The organism is Paraglaciecola sp. 20A4, from assembly GCF_011378905.1.
Lineage (GTDB): Bacteria > Pseudomonadota > Gammaproteobacteria > Enterobacterales > Alteromonadaceae > Paraglaciecola.
Map to the genome: position 1 here is coordinate 68,179 of NZ_WTPY01000011.1, position 21,684 is coordinate 89,862.

Here is a 21,684-nt window from a genome sequence, read left to right on the forward strand (position 1 = left end):
ATTGTAACGGTCCTAGGCTTATTGAGATATGCCCTTTTTGATTTTCCACAACAAAATTTACTTTTTGCCCGGTTAGTACCAGTCATTCTCGTCAGGTTGTGCTTTACGTGAGCCATTCCCGGTCCATTTCGCAGGTGACTCAAAAAACTTACCATCGGCCAAATCATGAAATTCGCCACCAAGCGGTTGGTAATGACCAGTCGTCTTCGGTACTTTGAAATCTTGCCCAACAACATAGTAAAAGTTGTTATCCCGGGCATATTCGACAGACGTTTCATCATTTTCACCAAAATCAGCGCGCTCATCAGGCTTGGCAAGCGAGTGATAATTTCGCGCCACGTGATTTGGAACAATATCAATGATTACCCGCATATCGTTGGCATGTGTGCGCATTATCAATGCTTCAAATTCTGCTAGACGGTTAGCTGGGTTGTCAGCAAGATCAGGATCCACTGAGTAGTAGTCCTTGACCGCATAAGGCGAACCAGCGCGTCCTTTCACTACATCAGGATCATCTTGTGAGATGCCAAATTTAGTGTAATCGGTAATCACATCATGGTGGGGCACGCCGGTATACCAAATATGACTCACACCAAGCTCCTTAATTTCCTTAAGCGCTGTATCAGTAATATCGCTAAACTTGCCCACACCATTTTCTTTAATTGTGCCCCATGGCTTATTGGTGGTGTTCGTATTACCGAACAGCCTAGTGAAAACCTGATAAACCACTGGCTTGCCACCCTTAACATTAACATCTGTCACCGTTTCGTTTGTTTCCTTTAGGCGTTGAGCCGCTTGAGTTTTTATTTGATCGGAGCAGGCTAATAGAGCTGAGGTCATCAATATTAAGGTAAATATTCGGGTGCTATATTTATATTTTTTCATCTGTGCGTGCATGGTTTTGGTATCCTAATAAAGCGACACATTTCACTGACTGCGATCCATACAGTACGGGTAAAATATTAACAGTTTAATCACAAATGATACTCGTAAGAGCATGATTCGAATAGCATATTACATACGTATTCATAGGTTCATTACTAACCAGTTGCGCTTAATAAGTTACCCAATGTCAATTTTTAACGTCATATACAATAGAATCCTTTTAATGTGTTATAAAAAGACTTATCAGTACATTATTTCATCCAGATTTTGAGCTATCCATCTAGATTAGTTCATATATTTAGATATGATTATTATGATGTGTTTTTGTTCGATAACGAGATAAGGCTGGGTAACCAATGAGTGAAGATATTCAGGCGGTATTGGCTGGCTACCCACAACAAGCAATCAGCCAGTTTTTATCAATTCAAAATTTAATATTTTCTCTCGCGAACATCAATAAATTGAATCCCGTTGAAGAAACTTTAAAATGGGGTGAGCCAAGTTATAAGGTTAAAGGCGGTAGTGCCATTCGAATAGATTGGAAAGCAAAGGATCCCAGTTTCATCAAGGTATACTTTCATTGCCAAACAATTTTGCTTTCAACATTCAAAGAGATTTATCCAAACGACTTCATTTACGAAGGCAATAGAGCAATAGCTATCCCTCTTACTAGCAAGATTGAACTTACCCCTCTAGGTCATTGTTTAACGCTTGCGTTGAAGTACCACACCCTCAAGCATCAACCTCTATTGGGTGCATGAATATAAAAACACATTGGAAATAACGCAGCGAAAGTAGGCATAACATTTTGTTCAGCTTAGGTCCGAATGATGCGATTCCTTCCCTGCTCTTTTGCTTGATAAAGTCGCGCGTCAGCAGCCTTATAAATCTGCGCTAAATTATTCCCATCTAAAGGCCAGCGAGCAACGCCTATGCTGACAGTAATATTAAGTGTAAAATCATCGATGGTAATATCTTTTTCAACTGCCTGCCTCAATCGCTCTGCGACTTGCTGCGTCTGCGCCTCATTTGTATTAGGTATTAACAAACAAAATTCCTCACCACCAAAACGAAACGCCCAGTCATTTCTACGACGCATCTCATTTATCAATCTAGATACCTTTACCAGCACCTCATCCCCCACATCGTGGCCGTATTGATCATTGACCTTTTTAAAATGATCGAGGTCAAGCAGCAGCATAGATACGGATTGCTGGTCTTGGGGAATACTTTGACACAGCATTTCAAAGACGGAATTAAGATGCAGACGATTATTCAAGCCCGTTAAGGGATCAATAGCTGCCATCTGTTGCAAACGCTCTACCATAGCAGTCCGTTTAGATTCGTAGGTATAAGACAACACCCAGATGGCCGTTAAACACAGAGCAATATTGACAACCGCAATAGGGTTAATATCAGGATTTTTAAGCAAATGAGCAAAGATAAGTACACCAATCCCTGCCCCTAAATAGACAATGGTAAACCAACTGCCCAATTTAATACCAAGCAATAGATACGATAAAACAGGGATAATATATAACCACGTATACAAGGTTGAATTAAATGAAATACTATATATTCCAATCAATATTACTGAATATAAGGCAACCAAAAAAACTGAAGACCATAACGTAAGATTGGGTGTTTTCTGATGAATAGTCAGGATACCAATAGACAGGATTACTAGCCCTAATTCGATTCCCGCGTAGACTTTAAAACCCGCTTGCCAGTTACTGACGACAAAAATACAGCCAGCAAATATGATAACGAGCAATACCGCTTTTAATACATTGCGCCGATAATCAAATTCGTTGGCCCATAACTTGGAAATCACCATTAAACTATCTATTCCCCTTTGACAACCGCGTTTGTGTTGAATTTCCAGTAACCAAATAACGGTTAGCCAAAACCTGATCTATTTACTGAGTATACCTACAATGAGTGAGTTGACCATTTAGTATGCATTAACACTTGAAAAAGTATTGATACGTTAATCCGCACATTGATGCAGGTATTTGTGACACCTGTGGCTTTTCATCCTCACAACAACGGTCGCATACTGTCGATGAACGCTATGTATTCAACGGATTATAAAACACATAATAAGTTAATGTTTTAGGATTAATTAACTGGTCCCGTTATCGTAATGGACTATTTTTACCGCCTTGGCGATCAACACCTGAGGGCACTTGTCGTTATTTTTCGACTTCGGATTGACCGTCAAGACAAGGCTTTATGCCAGAAACTGTTTCTCTGCATACTCGTGGACTGTGGTTATCACATTGCTCACAAAATTTAGCGCAGTGGTCCGCTGGCAATCTGCTTTAACAATGGCAATTGAAACCATATCCTCAACACTCGCACCCATTTGTTTCTAAACGGATCGTCTATAGTCATTGCCCGAGTCATAATCATTCCCAAGTTTAGATAATTAATAAGGCTATTGGTCTTAATTCAGATCATGTAAGCGCATTTAACCGTTGAATGCAGGGTTATCAAGCAGTAGTTGAATTACGCTGCAAGTAGTTGACCGAATTTTAAATAAAATGCGGCGCAAAGCAGTCCCTTACAAGCAATAAATATTGCATATTCATTGCGCTGATAGAATTGAATGATAGACATTCTAAACAGACTTATTAAGATACAACTAGAGAAGCTAGGATGCTGTGTCTCGGATACCTTTGTGTATTGATTCTTTTCTAACTTGAAATGTGTACAAATAACGACGATATAATCTGACAACATCAACTAAGGTGCAAACTCACCATCTTTAATCGTGTCAGCTATTTTATCATTTTATTGTAGAGTGAGTTAATAAGCGGCTTGGTAATTGAATGCGTATGAACGGAAAACGTAGTAGTCAATTTAAAATGTTAGTTAAGCGTGAGCAGCAAACAAATGTATGGATGCAATGTTCACCCCAGATCACAAGAACCATACTATTTGCCTTACTCGTTACAGTTTTTCCTGTAACCGTATGTTCCGCTCAAAGTGAGCAAGATGTAACTACATCCACAACACTCGGGCAATCCGGCAGTTCGTGGTATGTAAAAGGCGAATACGACAAAGCTATAGAATACTTTGAACAAGCACTTGCCAGTAACGTTGAAACCTATGGTAAAGCACATCCTAATGTCGCAACGCTCCACAATAACCTAGCGCTGGCATGGAAGGCGAAAGGCCAATATGACAAAGCAATTTATTATTATGAGTTAGCTCTCGCCAACAATCTCGAATATTTTGGTAAAGATCATCGAGAAGTTGCTTCAATACGCAGCAATTTAGGCTTGGTCTGGTATGCCAAAGGACAATATGATAAAGCAATTGATTATTATGAATTAGCGCTCGCTAGTAGCCTTATTAATGTAGAGCAAAATCACTCGTTCGTGGCCACTATACGCAGCAATATAGGACTGGTTTTACAAGCTAAGGGCGAGTATGACAAAGCCATTCACAACTTTGAATTAGCCCTTGAAGATGGCGTTGCTACTTATGGCGAAGACCATCCATCTGTGGCCATTAGGCGCAGTAATTTAGGCAGTGCTTGGGAAGCTAAAGGCCAGTATCAAAAAGCGTTAACGTATTACGAACTCGCACTTAAAAGTGGTATCGCAAACCTTGGTGAAGACCATCCAACAGTGGCCACTCGGCGCAACAAACTAGGAAGTGCATGGCAAACACTTGGTCAATATGGCAAAGCAATTCACTATTACCAGTTAGCGCTAACCAGCAGTATTCGTTCCGTCGGGGAGAATCATCCCTCGGTCGCGATAATACGGAATAGCTTAGGCAGTGCCTGGGAAGCAAAAGGCGAGTATAACAAAGCGATTGAACAGTACGAAAAAGCCCTTGTTATCAACGTGCGTACTTTTGGTAAAAACCATCCCGATGTAGCGAATACACGTAGACAACTGGGTCGCGCTTGGCAAGAAAAGGGCCAGTATAAAAAAGCCTTGGACTATTATGAGCAAGCTTTGGCAAGTGATATTAAAACGTTTGGTGTGGAACATCCCAATGTAGCAGTTTCACGCAGGCTACTTGGTAGTCTGTGGCAGGCAAAAGGTCAATACGATAAAGCGATTGAATTTTATGAGCTCGCACTATCTTCTAGCCTGTTAACATTCAGTGATAGCCACCCTGACGTGGCAAGCATTCGCCGTCAGCTCGGCAGCGCATGGCAAGAAAAAGGCCAATATGAAGTCGCTTTAGCGTATTACGAACAGGCCTTAGCAAGTGATAGACAAATTTTTGCAGAGCAACACCCAAATGTAGCTGCTACACAAAGCTTGTTGGGCAGTCTATGGCAGGCAAAAGGTCAGTACGATAAAGCGATTGAATTTTATGATCTGTCTCTTGCAAGTAGTCTTACAACCTTTGGCGATAGCCATCCTGACGTAGCAAGCACACGTAGACAGCTTGGTAGCGTTTGGCAAGAAAAAGGTCAATATGACAAAGCGATGGAATACTATACGCAGGCACTGGCAAGTGTTATTCAAACCTTTGGTGAAGAACATCCAGATGTAGCGCGCACTCGCAGGCTACTTGGTAGTCTATGGCAAGTACAAGGTCAATATCAAAAAGCAGTCGAATATTATGAACTTGCGCTTGAGCAAGCGCTACTTATCTTTGGTGAAGATCATCCTGATGTTGCAAAAATTCGTAATAATTTAGGCAGTGCATGGCAGGCTCAAGGTCAATACGATAAAGCCAGAGAGTATTATGAATTAGCAATACAAGGTGCCCGACGATCCTTGGGCGAAGAGCACCCTATTGTAGCGACCACGCGAAGTCATATTGGTAGCCTTTGGTTGGCTAAAGGTCAATACGATAAAGCTTTTGAATTTTATGAACAGGCATTAGCCAGCAATATAAAAATATTAGGGGAGGATCATCCAGATGTGGCTGAAACACGCAGTAGTCTCGGCCGGATATTAAAAGCCAAAGGTCAATACGCTGAAGCCATTACCTATTACGAGCAAGCGCTTAATAGTGGTATCAGAACCTTAGGTGAAGATCACCCTTCAGTTGCTATCAGGCGTAGTAATTTAGGCAGTTTGTGGGCGGCTCAAGGACAATACGATAAAGCCATCGAATATTATCAGTTAGCCCTTGCCAGTGGGATCAAAACCTTTGGTGAAGATCACCCTTCGGTCGCAATTAGGCGCAGTAATTTAGGCAGTGCATGGGAATCATTAGGTGAATACGACAAAGCGATTGAATATTATACGTTAGCCCTTGAAGGAGGCATTAAGAACTTTGGTGAAAACCATCCTTCGGTGGCAAAAAGGCGCAGTAATTTAGGAAGTGTATTCAAATCATTAGGCCAATATGATAAAGCCATTGAATATTATGAGCAGGCATTAAAAAGTGGCATTTTAACGCTTGGTAAAGACCATCCATCTGTTGCTATTAGGCAGAACAATTTAGGTAATTCATGGCAAGCTAAAGGTGATTACGACAAAGCCATTGAATATTATCAACGCGCTTTAAAGACATACATCTCATCCGTGGGTGAGGATCATCCTAATGTGGCCACCACACGCAGTAATTTAGGTAGCGCATGGCAAGCGAAAGGAGAATACGATAAGGCGATTGAGTATTATGAGTTAGCCTTGGAAAATAGTCTCGATAACTTTGGTCAAAATCATCCGTCTGTTGCGACAACTCGTTCTAACTTGGGCAGTGCGTGGCAGGCAAAAGGACGATATAAAAAAGCCCTTAAATATTATCAATTAGCCTTAAAAACGGGGCTCGAAATCTATGCGAAAGACCATCCTTTCATAACGGCAACACGCAATAATATAGACATTGCAAAGGACGCTCGCTGGCAGTAATACCAAGCATTGATGCTGCTTTATAAACTAAATAGTGAATAACATTAAGGCTATAATTAACGCAAAAAATAACCGGCTAATGCCGGTTATTTTTACGCTAACAAATTTAAATCGCTCCTATTTACTCAAGACTAAATGGGAGCGACCCATCGATTAAAAACGCTTATGTAAAGTTACGCCGAAGGTAGCCGGATCAGATATATAGGCATTGAGTTTGCCTTCTTGTAAAGGGGTGTTGAAATCTATGTGATTAAGATATTCCTCGTCCAATACATTACGTCCCCAAAAGACCAGGTCCATATCGTATTTCTCGAAGTTCATGAAAAAGCGTAGGTTAAGCAAGTTGTATGAATCTTGAACCGCAAATGGGTCGTTACTACCATCCAATACGACATCACCCGTGTAGCTAAATTCGGCTAACACATAAGCGTTGATATCATCTCGAATAGTGAAATCTTTCTTGACCTTAATCATCGCATAATCTTCAGGTTCACCACCTGGTCTATCACCTGAACGATCACAATATGGATTCGGAGCAGCCGGATCGGTACTTTCTTGCCCCGGATCTGCTATACCCGTATGCCAGGTATATGCAGTCCAGCAATTTCCTCGCATAAAGTTATCGTATTCAGCATTGACACGAGCGTACACAAAATCAACTTGAACTGTGTCCGTGGGTAACCACGTTAGCTCAACTTCCAAACCTGAGGTCTTATAATCACCGGCATTTTGCAAGTTAAAGCCAGTTCCCGTAAACGTGCTGGCTTGTATATCGTCGACTATCGTTGAGTGAACAGCAACATTGACCCGCAAATCGTGTTCAATAAAGTCTTTCTTAAGGCCTAGTTCGAAAGCGCGTGATGTTTCGGCCCCAAAAATAGGATCGAACCCCTCTGATATCCTATCTGTATTCGTTCCACCGGACTTATATCCAGTACCGTACGACGCATAAAGCAGGGTATTACGGTCTGGGAAATAGCTCAATTTCACCGTCCCAGTTACTTGATCATCGCTTAACGAATCTGAAATATCTGATCTATCGGCTGTAATGGCACCAAGAGGGTTAAACCCCCACCCAACACGTTGAAATGGCGTTAATGCAGCAAGAGCAGCCTGCCCTTCAGGGCTAGTAATATCAATAGTGTTTGTTTGGATCCCCGTCAAAACATTTCCAGCAGCAGCAGCCCCATACAGTAATGTACCTGGAACAATTGAGGTCGGATTCTGAGGATCACCCACAGAAGAGAAAAACGTAGGGAACGCGGAATTGTCTGCTAAATTTTCAGTAAAAACCGTTGACAGGTCTTTGCTTTCATCGGTGTAGCGCAAACCAGCTGTGAGAGTGAATTTTTCGGTTAATCGATAATCAACCTGTCCAAAAATAGCGTAACTTTCGTGTGTTTGTTTGGCAATGTGGTCAAAGGCCGAAAAAGCAGGCGCCGGTGCAGCAGAAGGAGCTATAAGCCCGTTCGTTGCAACACTTAAGGTATCGATGCCAGCAAGTAAGTCATTAAACGCGCCTTGAGAGAAGCCAGACAGAAAAAAATCATTGAATTGCTCGCCCGTGTACAAGCTATAATCTAAATCTAAATTCTGGTGGAAATAGTAAGCGCCGAGTATGCCCGACATATTTTCAGAGTTGTAATCAATGCGTAATTCTTGCGAAAAAGAGCGCTGTTGTGAATCATTGCGCGTGCCAAACAAATCGGCATCGGTGAAGTCACTATCAATATTATCAACAGAGTCAAAGTTGCGATAAGCAGATATAGAAACCAGCGTGTATTGTTTATCAATATTCCAATTAATCTCAGCTGACAAACCACGGTCTTTCATGCTGGACTCAGGTAGAAACGAAAGCGCAACCTCTCGCTCAAAAAAATCATCACCATCAAATATAGTAGCGTTAAATGGCGCCTGTGATAGCAAACTATCCGAACCAAACTTACCTTCAATTCCGGATGCTTCGGCATTACTTAACTGCACTGGTGCAGCACAGCAAACTTCATCTATCTGTGAATAATCAGCAATAATTCGAACGGATAAATCATTGCTGGGTGTGTATAAGGCTTGAACCCTGCCGCCCCAACGATCTCTATCATTTATTACGTCATCACCATAGTTAACATCACTAACAAAGCCGTCACGCTGACTACCAAAACCGGTAAAACGAAAAGCAAGGACATTATCAATGGCAGAAATTGATGCAGCACCTGAATAATTCACTAACCCGTAATTACCGATTGTTGCTTCAACAAAATTATTAGTACCGCTATGATCAGGGGCTACACTACGGATTAACATCGCGCCTGAAGGGGTATTTTTACCAAACAAAGTACCTTGAGGACCACGTAGCACTTCTACCGCTTCAATATCGACGAGATTGTTGACCATAGAACTCTGGCGAGCACGATAAACCCCATCAACATAAAGCCCCACAGACGACTCTAAACCAAAGTTCTGTGAAGACGTACCAATCCCGCGTATTGAAAAGCTCGAATTAGTCACATTCTGAGTTTGAAATGCTGATGAAGCCGGCACACTGGCCGTAACATCAAACATGTCCTGTAGCACAGCCTCAGTCATCTGTTTACCGGAAATTGCCGTAACAGACACAGGCACGGCTTGCATATTCTGTTTTCGTTTTTGCGCTTTAACCGTAATCGTTTCCAGACGCAGAGTTTCTACTTCTTCTTCGATTTCCTGAGCACAAACAATGGGGATCGTAAGACCCAAAGAAAGTGTTACCAATACCGCAATCGGGTTTCTTATAAATTTAGGCGTTGCTGTTTTATCCATGTGTGTGTCCTTTTCCTGGCAGTTTATCGTTTTAAAATGATTTTTCGTTTGAGTTTTAGCTGACTGTTGCATGCGCACTAGACTCCACACACATTTACCAGCGTTTTCTATTCAAAAAACCTAAGGCTGCATGTTTATAGTTCTGAGTTGAATCATTCAGATAAAGCAAACATAGTTGCCTGAAAATCCGCTTTCCAATCATTATCACGGATAGGAAGACTGTTATTACGACATCGAAATAGTCAAATTTTTTGGTAGTATTGGAGTGTATTAAGGCGTTCAGCACAAAACAGGGGATGAGCAATATATTTAAACTATAAAGCTCGATCTGGCGGAATAGCCCCAAAGGTGCATTTAACGAGGTTTTAAATTGCATGCTGTTATCCTTAACAATCCGTATTAAGCGAAGTCAATAACACCTGTAGCTCTCGTGGCATTAACGTTTGTAATGTATGTCCGACGCTTTAAAATACCTTGAACATCAAATTTCACATAGATAAAAATAGCTTTCAAATAACGCTAAAGAATAACCTACAAGCGACTAAGGTAATACCTTTCATCAATAGAGACTAGTGGTATAAAATCCCCTAACCTAACCTCTCTTGGGCAACCTTCCTTCTTGCGCCTATCATTTGATTGGTTTCTATACGACAGATAGATTTAAATCTAGGTTACTTTATAGCAACTGGATTTAGTGTATGCAATGACAAGCTGATTGGATAATGATCGGAAGAGTGAATATTCGTATGCACATGGGCGTTCACAACCTCTAATCCTCGAAAATAGATATGGTCAAGGTGCTGAAATAAATGATTGATCCTTGGCTTACGATCCATCCTTACTTCGTTTAACGAAAACGATCTTGCTAACTGATTAAAGTAGCGCAACCTTTTTCCATTCCATGTATTAAAGTCACCCGCTAACAATATGGGTCCATCATGATTTTCCAGCATGTGGAATACTTGGTTCAGGTGTGTACTAAACTTATCAAAAGAAACAAAATTAATAATGTGAGAGTTTACCACCAGCAGCGACTGCCCTAAGGTCGGCAATGGATATACCGTTGCTAACAACATTTTTTTTGTCTGTGAAAGAGGCTCACTAGGCTTCGACACCGAAAAATAATGTTGCTGCGCCGCAACAGTTGAGCCCGTTTTAACGCCCGTTTCAATATTCGTTTTCACGTTCTTAAAACTACGCGCCATCATCCATTGATGCTGCAACGACTTTTTGAAGTCGACATCATAAGGTGAATTTAATATCGCTTCTTGTAAAAGGATTAAATCTTTGTCACTAGACAGAGATTTGAAATCCTCTAACCAACCCTTTTTTTTGCATTTAAACACATTCCATAGCAAAAGCTCAATGTTCGGGCCCATCACTTGGTTGGGTGCATGCCCCATTATTTTCAAGGACTCCAATGGACTGTAACGACTCTTAAGCATGACTATATTGGCCTTTAGCAAACAAGATTATAAACAGATCTAATAGCTTACTAACCCTATCAAAGATAAGGTGAAAACAACCGGAACAAATTATTACGAACCTTCTTATAGATGGATAGATTGCTAATTTCCTGCTGTGTAACCGGTAGCGAATTTTGCTTTTTAGAGAGAAAAAAAGCACTCAATTTGGCATTAAGTTGGCTATCAAAACATTCTAAATTGATTTCAAAATTGAATTCCAAACTTCTGGCATCCCAGTTAGTAGAACCGACAAATGACCAAATATCATCAATAACAACAATTTTACTGTGATCAAATGGCCTTTTATTTTTATAAATTTTTACACCATGCTCAATTATGCGCGAGAAATTTGCTTCCATCACCCAATCCACAAAAGGAATGTTACTGTGTTCAGGTACAATTATCTCCACTGATACGCCACGTAAGGCCGCAGCGTGTAAATACGTCATTAAAGTTTGGTCAGGTATAAAGTAAGGGGTCATAATTTTCACACTTGTTTGTGCGCAAACGAGTGCATTAATCAAGGTCCACCGTATTTTATTGTGGTCTTCATCGGGACCATCTTGAATAACGCGAGCGACAACAGTTTTATTGCTGGTTTGGGCCATTGGATTTTGCACGAACAAAGGAAATTCAATTAATTCTCCTGTCGCAAAAAACCAATCTTCGACAAATACCTGACTAATCTGATCAATCACCGGACCGGTCACTTTAAAGTGAATATCATCAATGGGGTGTTCTGCCGATTCCACCTCATTTTCTTTACTTATATTCATTCCGCCGACATAGGCTACGTCACCATCCACACAAAGTATTTTTCGGTGGTTTCGTAAATTTATAAAGCGAATACTAGTAAGCGAAATTGCAGGTAAAAAACGAGCTGTCTTCACCCCTAGTTTTTTTAACGCTCTGTCTGATTTATGCCAGCTGTATCCAATGCCTACCCCATCCAATAAAACGTTAACGATAACACCTCGTTGATGCGCATCAGACAAGGCATTTACAAATTTTCGTCCAAGTGAGTCGCAGTCAAATATGTAACTCGATAAAACAATATAGCGTTTAGCCGCATCAATTGATTGAATCATTTCTGGGTAAGCCATATCACCATTAATAAGTGGTTCAATGCTATTATCTGTAACATAGTTAACAGGGTGAATAGTGTGCCCCGCTATTATTGCCGGTTGCCAATGAGTCGGCAGATGAGATATTTTATTGGGTTTATCTGGAGAGCGAAAATCCTGCTTAAGTGTTTGAGGATGCTTTTTCTGCGCTGAGCGCTTAATACGATTTATCCCAAACAGCCAATAAAATAAGCTGCCTACGACGGGCGAAAAGATAGCCAAGCCAATCCACGCTAACGATGTACGTTCATTTTCTTTGAACAGAAGTACATGTAAGGATGTCATAATGGACAAGCCAATATGCAAAACAACTATGATGGTTACCCAATGGATGTAAATCCATTCGACCCATTGTTCAAATATTTGCATAAAATCCAACTCAAATAATGCGCATGTAAATCAATTTCGGAAAACAAAGTGCTGACAGAATATTACACCAAAGCGACAACCTTTCTAACGGAGACAATGGGCCCAAATTTTATATTCTTAACCATTTTGCTAACGACGGCGGTTTCTATAGGTTATTTTATATTGATGAGTTACATCATTACAAACATGGATAAACGATACTTTATCCGCAGAAAAAGCAAAGGTAAAAATGCTGACGTCATCTCTATACTATCGTCGGGTAAAAGCAGCGTAATATTCATCATTGAAATGGCAAAAATACTTATTGGGATAGGTTTACTGGTGTGTGGGATTATTATGTTAGTTTTGCCCGGGCAAGGCTTAATTACCATGTTAATAGGGCTAAGCCTGATCCCCTTCCCTGGCAAAAATGAATTAGAGCAGAATCTTCTATCAAGAAAATCGGTCAGATCTTCCCTCAATTGGATCCGTGCCAAAGCCAATAAAGAGCCCTTTATTTTTGATTAAATAAGCGGCTACTTTTTGAATAGTGGTGAAGCATCACACCGTCATCTTATTTTAGACTGAAATTATCTATTTCAACATTGCTACTCAGGCAGCTTCACGCCGTTAGTTAGGCATCATTTTACCGACCCAAAAATAAGATTCTAAGCAATATATTACGTCTACTCGTCGATACATATGTTATTCACTGCTAAGCAGATAGGTTTTATCAAAACGACAACTTGTAGCTGACAAGCGTGATACATCAATAATCAATAATCAACAAGATACAAATCTAAACGCCTATAAAGTGTCCGTTTTTTTTCCACTTACTTTCTATAATTCAGCTAAGCTATTGATTTTATTGAAAGGCTCGAAATTTGCATTATTTTCAATAGCATGAAAACTTCTATGCGTTTTGGAGGGATTCTTGGCTGAAGCGTATCCGTGTGGGGTACAAATAATAATAAATTCTACATGCCGTCATTTTGTTTAATAACGTCTAAAGGTAATTTAATGAAAATAATAATTAATCCACTCGCTAGAAGTCTTAATTTTTTCGGGAACAAAGTAAAACAAACGATTTCTTTAACTGCGGCTTCTCTGCTAATTGTCAGCGCGACAGCCACGGCTACACCAATCAGTAGTCTTAATATTTTTGGTGACTCGCTATCAGATACAGGAGCACTGACCTATCTTGCCCCTGCATTTTGTCCCCCTGATCCCTATGCTGATTGTCGATTCTCTAATGGACCAGTTTGGGTTGAGCTTTTAGCAGACGAGCTAGGCTTATCTGCTACTACCGCTTACGCAGGTACCGGCGGAACGAATTACGCTATCGGCGGGCAAAGAACTGATAATGTTCTCGAGGAACAGATCCCTGGATTTTTAGCCTTAAATGGGGGCGTCGCAGATGCTGATGCACTCTACGTTATATGGGCTGGGGGCAATGATTTTCTGCAAAATAATCCAGTTGATACCTACACCCCGATGAGTGCAGTTACCAACATCATCGATAGTGTTTTATCTCTCTCAGCAGCAGGTGCAATGGACTTTTTAATTCCCAACCTACCTATCGCCGATCCTTGGGCTTTGGCCTTTAATTCTGCGTTAGCAAGTAGTCTTGGCACAATTGGTGGCGGATTAAACATTACTCAAGTCGATGCGTTCAGTACCTTTCTTGACATAACGCTGAATCAGGACGAATACCCTTTCACTAATGTATCCCAACCTTGTTTAAACGGTGTTACCGCTTGTGCAGATCCTGAAGAATACTTGTTATGGGACGAAGTACACCCAACCGCAGCTGGACATCGGTTTATTGCGGCTGCGGCACTGGCTGCCTTGCCAGTATCGGAGCCTGCCATGCTGGCAATTTTTGGCATTGGATTGATTGGACTGATGCGTACAAGACGCAAAACTTTAGCCTAAGAAATGTAACGTAATAACAATTAGCCCTCTACGGAGGGCTTTTTTATAGCTGTAATTTAGTCACCAATACCGGTTTGAATACCCGAGTCGACAGAAGATTCTAAGACGCATTAATCAGCGACCATTTGCGATGCTACTCGCTATTTGTGAGCAAAACATCGTTATGTCTTACCAGTTTTTATTTTTAGCACCATACTCACATTATGTGACTAGCATTAGAAGTATCAACTTATTGTGACGTTAAAAGCCTGACCAACCAGTGCGGTCGCTAACAAGGCCAAGGCCCCCCAAAAGGTCACTCTAACAACACCCGTCAGGATTTTCGCCCCACTCAGATAAGCTGATATAACACCCAACATCGCCAGAAAAATCAGCGATAATAGCGCTATAACCAAGGACAAATTATCGGCTTGGTAAAAATATGCCGTCATTAACGGTAATAGTGCACCAAATGTAAAACTAAGCGCTGATGCAAATGCGGCAGATAATGGCTTGGCTGAGGTTAGCTCAGAAATACCAATGTCGTCTCTAGCGTGTGCGCCTAGGGCATCATGAGACATCAATTGTTGCGCTACCGTCACCGATAACGCCTGCTCTACACCACGCTGTTGATATATTTTAGCCAGCTCGGTTACTTCTGACTCGTAATCATTTTCCAGTGACTGCTTTTCTAACAGCAGATCGGCTTTTTCAGTGTCGGCCTGAGCACAAACAGATACATATTCTCCCGCGGCCATGGATATCGCCCCTGCAACCAAGCCGGCCGTACCGGCGACTACGATGGAAATATGGCTGGCATTAGCCGCGGCGACACCAACAATAAGGCTCGCAGTTGATACAATGCCATCATTTGCACCGAGTACAGCCGCTCTTAACCAACCCACGCGATTCTGACGATGAGGTTGTGTGTGGGACATCAGGTCGTTTTCCTTAAATCGTTTTTATTTTATGTTGCCACTCGCAGTACAAAATGCGGCTAACATGGAAGTTGCACAGCACTATTGCAATCGTTACACATCAGCCACTACCTTATTAATTCATTTTGGGTATCTCATTTGGTGGCGAATTTTGCAAAACGTCTGTGTCAGATTTTTCTGTGGTATTTTTGACAGGATCGAAAATTCGATAAGCTAATAACTTCACTCGATCATTCACAAGGAACCATAACAGTGCATATCCCCACACAAACCCAGCCCACCCCCAGCCCAGTGGCGTCATAAACACACCATATACGGCAATAAATGTTGCTATTATTTGCGTACCGAGTACGGCAATCCACAAAATTTTTGCAGGGCGTATTGACCAGAACGGCTTACGTGTCCTTGTTAGAAAAATAGTCAGGTGTCCCGCGACTGACAACTTTAAATACATCAATGATTGGATGTGCGCACGGTCAAGATGAAACACGCGTTCGCCAAGATAAAATAAGCCGAAAGCAGAGACAACACCCATGACACCCAGTACAGTTGACACACCTAGAACCATCTTCATGTTCCATTTCTCTGGTTGGTCTTTGTAGCGCACGTTGTCGTAAGCGATAGACAATATAGCACCGTCGTTAAGCAGAGCTAACATGACGATCATAACGGCGGTAAGCGGATAGAAATTAAATACCAGAATCGCTAGCGTCATAAAGAGCAGTACGCGAATCGTCTCGGTGATGCGGTATATCGCGTAACTGTTCATCCGCTGAAAAATCCGCCGACTTTCCTTTATCGCATCGATAATCACCGCCAATCCCGGCGTAGTAAGCACGATGTCTGCTGCAGCACGCGCCGCGTCTGTTGCACCGGAGACCGCTATACCGCAATCCGCTTTTTTAAGCGCAGGCGCGTCGTTTACGCCGTCGCCAGTCATCCCCACAATGTGACGGCGCTTCTGCAAAACATCAACAATATGAAATTTGTGTTCGGGAAAAACTTGAGCGAACCCGTCAGCGCTTTCGATGGAATTGGATACCTCTGGGCTCTCTTGCTTTTCTGAGTCTCCCAAGCCCGAGGCATTGAGAATGTGAGTACCCATATCTAAATTTTTAGCGGTTTCTTGGGCGATAGCAAGCGCATCACCGGTCACCATCTTAACTTTTACGCCCATTGTTAAGGCAGCCGCGATAGTTGCTTTGGCATCTTCACGGGGCGGATCATATAGAGGCAATATGCCCATGAACTGCCACTGCCCATCGCCTTCATCTCGAGCAACACCAAGCGAACGAAAACCCCGCGCGGCAAATTCGTTCACTGCCTGATCAACCGCATCTTTCACTTGACTCGCATTGGCTGATAATTCCAAAATGACTTGTGGGGCACCCTTGGTCACTTTGAAGGCGTTTCCATCTTTATTTCTAACTGTCGCCTCCGTTCGCTTATGAACGGGGTCAAATGGTTGAAAATGAGTGATCTCATAAGCACTTAGCGCGTCTTTGCTTGGCAATCCCGCAAGGACAGCCAAATCAATTGTATCGTTGTTCTCAGCACGTGATGCCAATGCGCCGTTGAGTATCACCTGCTCTGCCAAAATCCCGCTCACCCCGAATGGACTACCCAGCGTGAGTTTGTTTTGGGTCAACGTACCGGTTTTATCTGAACAAAGTAAATCCATACCAGCTAATTCTTCGATGGCTACTAACTTGCTCACAATGGCTTTTTTTCTAGCAAGCAAACGCGCGCCAACCGCCATCGTCACCGACAGTACAGTTGGCATTGCCACGGGTATTGCAGCCACCGTCAACACAAGAGCAAATTGGATAGTCGTAAGTATTGGATCTCCACGTAAAATGGCAACCGTAATAATTAACGCAACCAACGCTATGGCCAAAATAATCAAGTAATTGCCAATCTTCAACACAGCCCTTTGAAAATGACTGACCGAATGCACATCCTTTACTAATTGGGCTGTCTTGCCGAAATAGGTTTTCTCGCCAGTGGCATAAACCAACGCCTCAATTTCGCCTTGGCGAATGATCGAACCTGAAAAAACGGCGTCGCCAGATTTAAGCGTAGCAGGCAACGACTCTCCCGTTAGCGCCGATTGGTCAACCTCTACAGTGTCGCCTTCCAACAACCGCGCGTCAGCTGGCACAATGTCGCCTAGCCGCAAGCGTATAACGTCGCCGGGCACCAACTCTCGTGCAGGAGGGTTAAGCCATTTTCCTTCGCGCTTTACACGCGCTTTGCTGGCAAGTTTAGCCTTTAACGCTTCGATAGCATTACCGGCTTGGCTTTCCTCCCAAAAACCAATAACGGCATTGGCCATAAGTAAAATAAGGATAATGAAAAAATCTGCCCAATGTCCGACGGCAGCAGAAAGAATAACCGCAATTTCTATCATCCAAGGGATCGGTCCCCAAAAATAGCTGAGAAATTTTAGAAACAAATTGGTCTTTTTTTCCTGGATCTCATTGGCCCCGTATGCATTCAAACGCTTCGCTGCTTCTGATTGCGTAAGACCATCCTGCGATGCCGCTAATATTCTTTTTACGTCACTAATGGGCAACGTTTTAAGATCGTCATTAGTCGCTAATGATTCACCGTTTTCCCGCCCCGGTGTTTTTGATTGGTGAGCATTAGTTTTCATATTATTCATCTTCTCATAAGGTTGAATTGTCGAAATTAAGTGCTTTTATCCTCGCTCTTAGCAAATATTCCCAGCGGCATCTGTCAATATAAAACTAAACTAAAGTTTATAACCGTAAACGTGGCTTATATTGGAGAAAAGCTTACGTAATGCTAGTTGTTAGACGTCGTTGGGACCTATTATTAGTGCTCCCACAGAATGTGGTTCACTTCTAGGGGGATTGATACGCCCTCTCGAGAGGGAATTATTCGTAGCGTGTATTGCGATAACGCGTGCAATGCGGGTAATGTGATGCGATACAAGTGAGCGCCCCTATTGTCATCAGGTAAATAAGCACAATCCATTGATTGTCTTATCGCATCACCACCGTCACAGCCATTAGCGTAAAGTTCAACATTCACATCTTCGGGTGCTAAACCGTTTAGCAATACATTGGCAGCAAATAAGTAATGGTTGCCTTCTTGTCTTGCGGTAAAGCCGTCCACACGTAATCCAGCCCATTGTTGCTCTAATGCTTGCTGCCAATTGGCTATCTGTTGCGCCACTTCGCCGTTATCGGCTGCTCGCGCACGAAAAGCCTCAGCAGCAGGAAGGTAACGTTGTTCGGTGTATTCACGTACCACGCGATTGGTTGAAAACAGTGGCGTAAGACGGGCCATGCTTTCACGCATACGAGTTGTCCAAGCAACAGGGATACCTTGGGTATCTCGCTGATAAAATTCGGGTATCACCTCTTGTTCAAGCAAATCGTAAAGGGCTTCTGCTTCGATCGCATCCCAAGCAGGATCATTACCATGCTCTTTGCCATCGCCCAATGCCCAACCGATGTCAGGGCTATAAGCTTCTGCCCACCAACCATCTAATTCAGACAAATTGATACCACCGTTGACTAATACTTTCATTCCACTTGTGCCACTAGCCTCCCATGGACGTTGCGGCGTGTTTAGCCATACGTCAACGCCAGCTACAAGATGCTCACTTAAAAACATATCGTAATCACTAAGAAAGATCACATGTTGACGCACTTGAGGCTGACGAATAAATTGCACCCATTGTTGTATCAACGCTTGACCTGCCGAGTCAGCTGGATGAGCTTTCCCAGCTAAAATAAGCTGCACGGGTCGTTCTGGATTAGTCAGCAAGCGCAGCAAGCGCGCGGGATCCTGCAACAGTAAATTGGGTCGTTTATAAGTAGCGAAACGTCTAGCAAAACCAAGAGTAAGCACGTGGGGATCAAATAAATGTTGAGCTTCCTCCATTTCCGGTTGTGGTGTCCCTGATGCCGCCATCTGACGTACTAGATGTTCACGTACATAAGTCACAAACGTTTGGCTAGCGGCTGTTCTAAAATGCCAAAGCTCTTTATTTGAAACCGCTCTAATGGACTTACCTAGTTCATCAATCGTGCCAAGCCAACGTTCTTTGCCACACGCTTTAGTCCATAATTCATCCGCTCCAGCGGAATCCCAACTCGGTGTATGCACACCATTCGTTACGTGACCAATAGGTATCTCATCCAAAGGCCAACGCGGAAATAATGATGCAAAAAGCCGCCTGCTCACCTCACCGTGTAGCGCACTTACTCCATTCACTGCACCACTGCCTCTAATAGCCAAATAAGCCATATTGAAATCGTCACCTGCATGGCACGAATCTTCTTGTCCTAGTGCTAACAGCTCCGCAGTTGAAATGCCCAGTTCCACGTTGGCATAATCGCCTAGCCACTGCTCAATTAACGCCGGGGCGAAACGATCGAAACCGGCTTCTACTGCGGTATGTGTAGTAAAAACATTACCCGCACGCGTTGCCACTAGTGCTGCCGAAAATGATAGTCCGGTCTTTTGCATAAAACACCGCGCTCGTTCTAAAATAGCAAAAGATGCATGCCCTTCATTCAAATGACAGACTTCTGGCTCAATGCCAAGGGCATTAAGCAAGCGCCAACCACCAATCCCCAGTACCAACTCTTGCATAAGACGTAAATCTGCGCTGCCACCGTAAAGCTCACTAGTAATGGCGCGAAATGGTGCATAGTTTGCGGTGTCATTGCTATCCAACAAGTATAATTTTGTTCTACCAACCTGTACTTGCCAAGCTCGCAACCAAATAGGATGCCCTGGGAGATCAAGTTTTATCCGTAACCACTCACCATTAGCGTGACGTAAAGGAGAAATGGGCAATTGTCCAGGATCGTTATAAGGATAAACCGCTTGCTGAACACCATTTGTGTCGATGATCTGACGAAAATATCCTTGCTGATAAAGCAGCCCAACCCCAATTACGGGTACACCTAAATCATTGGCGGCTTTTAATTGATCGCCAGCAACATTGCCCAGCCCCCCTGAGTATATGGGCAGTGCATCACTCAACATAAACTCCATACTGAAGTAAGCTACAGTGTTTAATGCTGAGTCAGGATAGGTTTGCTGAAACCACCCAGGTGATTCAGCCGCTTCACGTTTAGTTTTGACCAATGTATCGAGCAATGTACGGTAAACTGGGTCCGCCAACAGTTTAGCAATATGCTCTCGTGATACAGTTTGTAATACTCCCCAAGGATTATGCGTCAGCGACCAAAGCTGCGGATCAAGCTTTCTCCAGATTTCATCTGCTGCATGATTCCACGACCAACGTAAATCCAGCGCTAATTCCGCCAACATATCAAAGCCTTCAAGCTCTCTTGGAAAAAGCGCATTTAAGGGCGAACTGCACGGTATTTGTTTGTCCATTTTGTTTCCTGTTGATTCTGTCGGGGAATTAATTTGCGCAGAGTTTGTATTCAGCTGCTTTTTAATTTAACGCTTAACTTAGCTAACTACTGACATCTAAAATGATTTCCAAAACCAGATGAACCAGCATCATTTAACGGTAAACCATTCCGCCATCAATTAGAGGTGCTTGACCTGTCATATAATCAGAGTCTGAACTCGCTAAATAAGAAACAAAGTTGGCAACATCAACGGGAGTTTGCGCACGGCCTAATGCAATACCTTGTACATATTTTTTATACGTTTCACCTTCTGGTGCGCCAGTAATTTCGGAAAAGCGTTTATCTATCTCTACCCACATATCAGTACCAACCACACCAGGGCAATACGCGTTTACAGTGATGCCTGCACTGGCATATTCTTGGGCAGCAGCTTGTGTTAATGCACGCACCGCAAATTTAGTCGCGGAATAAGCCCCCAACAGAGCAAATCCATTGTGCCCAGCAATGGAAGACGCGTTAATTATTTTTCCTTTTTGTTTGCGCTCGATGAATTTCTTTGCCGCTGCTTGTATACCCCAAAGCGTGCCGTTCACATTAATCTTTTGAATTGTATCCATTTCTTCTTGGGTAATATCTGCTATGGCTTGAACTTGCGCAATGCCTGCGTTGTTCACCATAATATCGAATCCACCCAAGGTTTTTTCTGTGTGCTCAATGGCCCCGTAGACTTGTTTTTGGTCACTAACATCCGCTTTGAAAGTTGTTGCTTTTCGCCCCAAGCCTTCAATCTCACGAGATACTGCCATCATCTTTTCTGTGTTTAGATCAACAATAGCAATGTCAGCTCCGTCTTCTGCCAGACGCAGTGCAATGGCGCGTCCGATACCTTGACCAGCGCCGGTGACCAGCGCAACTTTATTGTTTAATGACATACCTGTGTCCTTTTTGAAAATAGCATTAAGATAACGAATTAATCGACATCGGAATAACGAAAGTAATGTTAGTTTACAAGG

General features: G+C 42.6%; 12 protein-coding genes and 1 pseudogene. 4 read left to right on the forward strand and 9 right to left on the reverse strand.

The annotated features are described in order from the left end of the window. Positions 1-75: 75 nt before the first annotated feature. Positions 76-897: pseudogene (locus tag GQS54_RS12315) on the reverse strand (alpha-amylase family glycosyl hydrolase); the annotation flags it as partial. A 344-nt stretch (positions 898-1,241) separates the two neighbouring features. On the opposite strand from GQS54_RS12315, the gene GQS54_RS12320 reads away from it, so the two are divergent. After that, entirely contained in the window at positions 1,242-1,646 is a 405-nt protein-coding gene (locus tag GQS54_RS12320; protein WP_166424286.1) for a DUF1801 domain-containing protein, read from the forward strand. 56 nt (positions 1,647-1,702) lie between these two features. Here GQS54_RS12320 and GQS54_RS12325 read toward each other — a convergent pair whose 3' ends face one another. Further along, positions 1,703-2,722, reverse strand: a complete 1,020-nt coding sequence (locus GQS54_RS12325; protein ID WP_166424287.1) for a GGDEF domain-containing protein — start codon at positions 2,720-2,722, stop codon at positions 1,703-1,705. A 1,003-nt stretch (positions 2,723-3,725) separates the two neighbouring features. Here GQS54_RS12325 and GQS54_RS12330 point away from each other — a divergent pair. Next, positions 3,726-6,719: a tetratricopeptide repeat protein gene (locus tag GQS54_RS12330; protein WP_166424288.1), complete on the forward strand. Its 2,994-nt coding sequence runs from the start codon at positions 3,726-3,728 to the stop codon at positions 6,717-6,719. 153 nt (positions 6,720-6,872) lie between these two features. On the opposite strand, the gene GQS54_RS12335 is transcribed toward GQS54_RS12330, so the two are convergent. From GQS54_RS12335 to cls, 3 genes are all read right to left on the reverse strand, one after another. Then, on the reverse strand, positions 6,873-9,515 hold the full coding sequence (locus GQS54_RS12335; RefSeq protein WP_166424289.1) for a TonB-dependent receptor: 2,643 nt from the start codon (positions 9,513-9,515) through the stop codon (positions 6,873-6,875). Between the two features lie 671 nt (positions 9,516-10,186). Then, on the reverse strand, positions 10,187-10,960 hold the full coding sequence (locus tag GQS54_RS12340; protein WP_166424290.1) for an endonuclease/exonuclease/phosphatase family protein: 774 nt from the start codon (positions 10,958-10,960) through the stop codon (positions 10,187-10,189). Between the two features lie 59 nt (positions 10,961-11,019). Beyond that, positions 11,020-12,474, reverse strand: coding sequence for a cardiolipin synthase (gene cls / locus GQS54_RS12345; RefSeq protein WP_166424291.1), 1,455 nt, complete (start codon positions 12,472-12,474; stop codon positions 11,020-11,022). Between the two features lie 48 nt (positions 12,475-12,522). On the opposite strand from cls, the gene GQS54_RS12350 reads away from it, so the two are divergent. Together GQS54_RS12350 and GQS54_RS12355 are read left to right on the forward strand one after the other, a co-directional pair. Beyond that, positions 12,523-12,981 carry a hypothetical protein gene (locus tag GQS54_RS12350; protein ID WP_166424292.1) on the forward strand — a complete coding sequence of 153 codons (459 nt, stop codon included), beginning with the start codon at positions 12,523-12,525 and terminating at the stop codon, positions 12,979-12,981. 492 nt (positions 12,982-13,473) lie between these two features. Then, positions 13,474-14,388, forward strand: coding sequence for an SGNH/GDSL hydrolase family protein (locus GQS54_RS12355; protein ID WP_166424293.1), 915 nt, complete (start codon positions 13,474-13,476; stop codon positions 14,386-14,388). A gap of 224 nt (positions 14,389-14,612) precedes the next feature. Here the strand turns inward: GQS54_RS12355 and GQS54_RS12360 are convergent, their stop codons facing one another. From GQS54_RS12360 to GQS54_RS12375, 4 genes are all read right to left on the reverse strand, one after another. Next, positions 14,613-15,305, reverse strand: coding sequence for a VIT family protein (locus GQS54_RS12360; RefSeq protein WP_166424294.1), 693 nt, complete (start codon positions 15,303-15,305; stop codon positions 14,613-14,615). 115 nt (positions 15,306-15,420) lie between these two features. Next, complete coding sequence (locus tag GQS54_RS12365) at positions 15,421-17,961, reverse strand: plasma-membrane proton-efflux P-type ATPase (RefSeq protein WP_240919925.1); 2,541 nt, start codon at positions 17,959-17,961, stop codon at positions 15,421-15,423. 182 nt (positions 17,962-18,143) lie between these two features. Next, the gene (gene glgP, locus GQS54_RS12370) at positions 18,144-20,690 is read right to left on the reverse strand and encodes an alpha-glucan family phosphorylase (protein ID WP_166424296.1); all 2,547 of its coding nucleotides are present in this window, start codon (positions 20,688-20,690) and stop codon (positions 18,144-18,146) included. A 133-nt stretch (positions 20,691-20,823) separates the two neighbouring features. After that, positions 20,824-21,603, reverse strand: a complete 780-nt coding sequence (locus GQS54_RS12375) for an acetoin reductase (protein ID WP_166424297.1) — start codon at positions 21,601-21,603, stop codon at positions 20,824-20,826. Between the last annotated feature and the right edge of the window lie 81 nt (positions 21,604-21,684).

Excerpts from the sequence above, each read along its gene's own strand:
- glgP (WP_166424296.1), bottom strand. The coding sequence starts at position 20,690 with ATGGACAAACAAATACCGTGCAGTTCGCCCTTAAATGCGCTTTTTCCA.
- GQS54_RS12365 (WP_240919925.1), bottom strand. The coding sequence starts at position 17,961 with ATGAAAACTAATGCTCACCAATCAAAAACACCGGGGCGGGAAAACGGT.
- GQS54_RS12360 (WP_166424294.1), bottom strand. The coding sequence starts at position 15,305 with ATGTCCCACACACAACCTCATCGTCAGAATCGCGTGGGTTGGTTAAGA.
- GQS54_RS12335 (WP_166424289.1), bottom strand. The coding sequence starts at position 9,515 with ATGGATAAAACAGCAACGCCTAAATTTATAAGAAACCCGATTGCGGTA.
- GQS54_RS12330 (WP_166424288.1), top strand. The coding sequence starts at position 3,726 with ATGAACGGAAAACGTAGTAGTCAATTTAAAATGTTAGTTAAGCGTGAG.
- GQS54_RS12340 (WP_166424290.1), bottom strand. The coding sequence starts at position 10,960 with ATGCTTAAGAGTCGTTACAGTCCATTGGAGTCCTTGAAAATAATGGGG.
- GQS54_RS12355 (WP_166424293.1), top strand. The coding sequence starts at position 13,474 with ATGAAAATAATAATTAATCCACTCGCTAGAAGTCTTAATTTTTTCGGG.
- GQS54_RS12325 (WP_166424287.1), bottom strand. The coding sequence starts at position 2,722 with ATGGTGATTTCCAAGTTATGGGCCAACGAATTTGATTATCGGCGCAAT.
- GQS54_RS12375 (WP_166424297.1), bottom strand. The coding sequence starts at position 21,603 with ATGTCATTAAACAATAAAGTTGCGCTGGTCACCGGCGCTGGTCAAGGT.
- cls (WP_166424291.1), bottom strand. The coding sequence starts at position 12,474 with ATGCAAATATTTGAACAATGGGTCGAATGGATTTACATCCATTGGGTA.
- GQS54_RS12320 (WP_166424286.1), top strand. The coding sequence starts at position 1,242 with ATGAGTGAAGATATTCAGGCGGTATTGGCTGGCTACCCACAACAAGCA.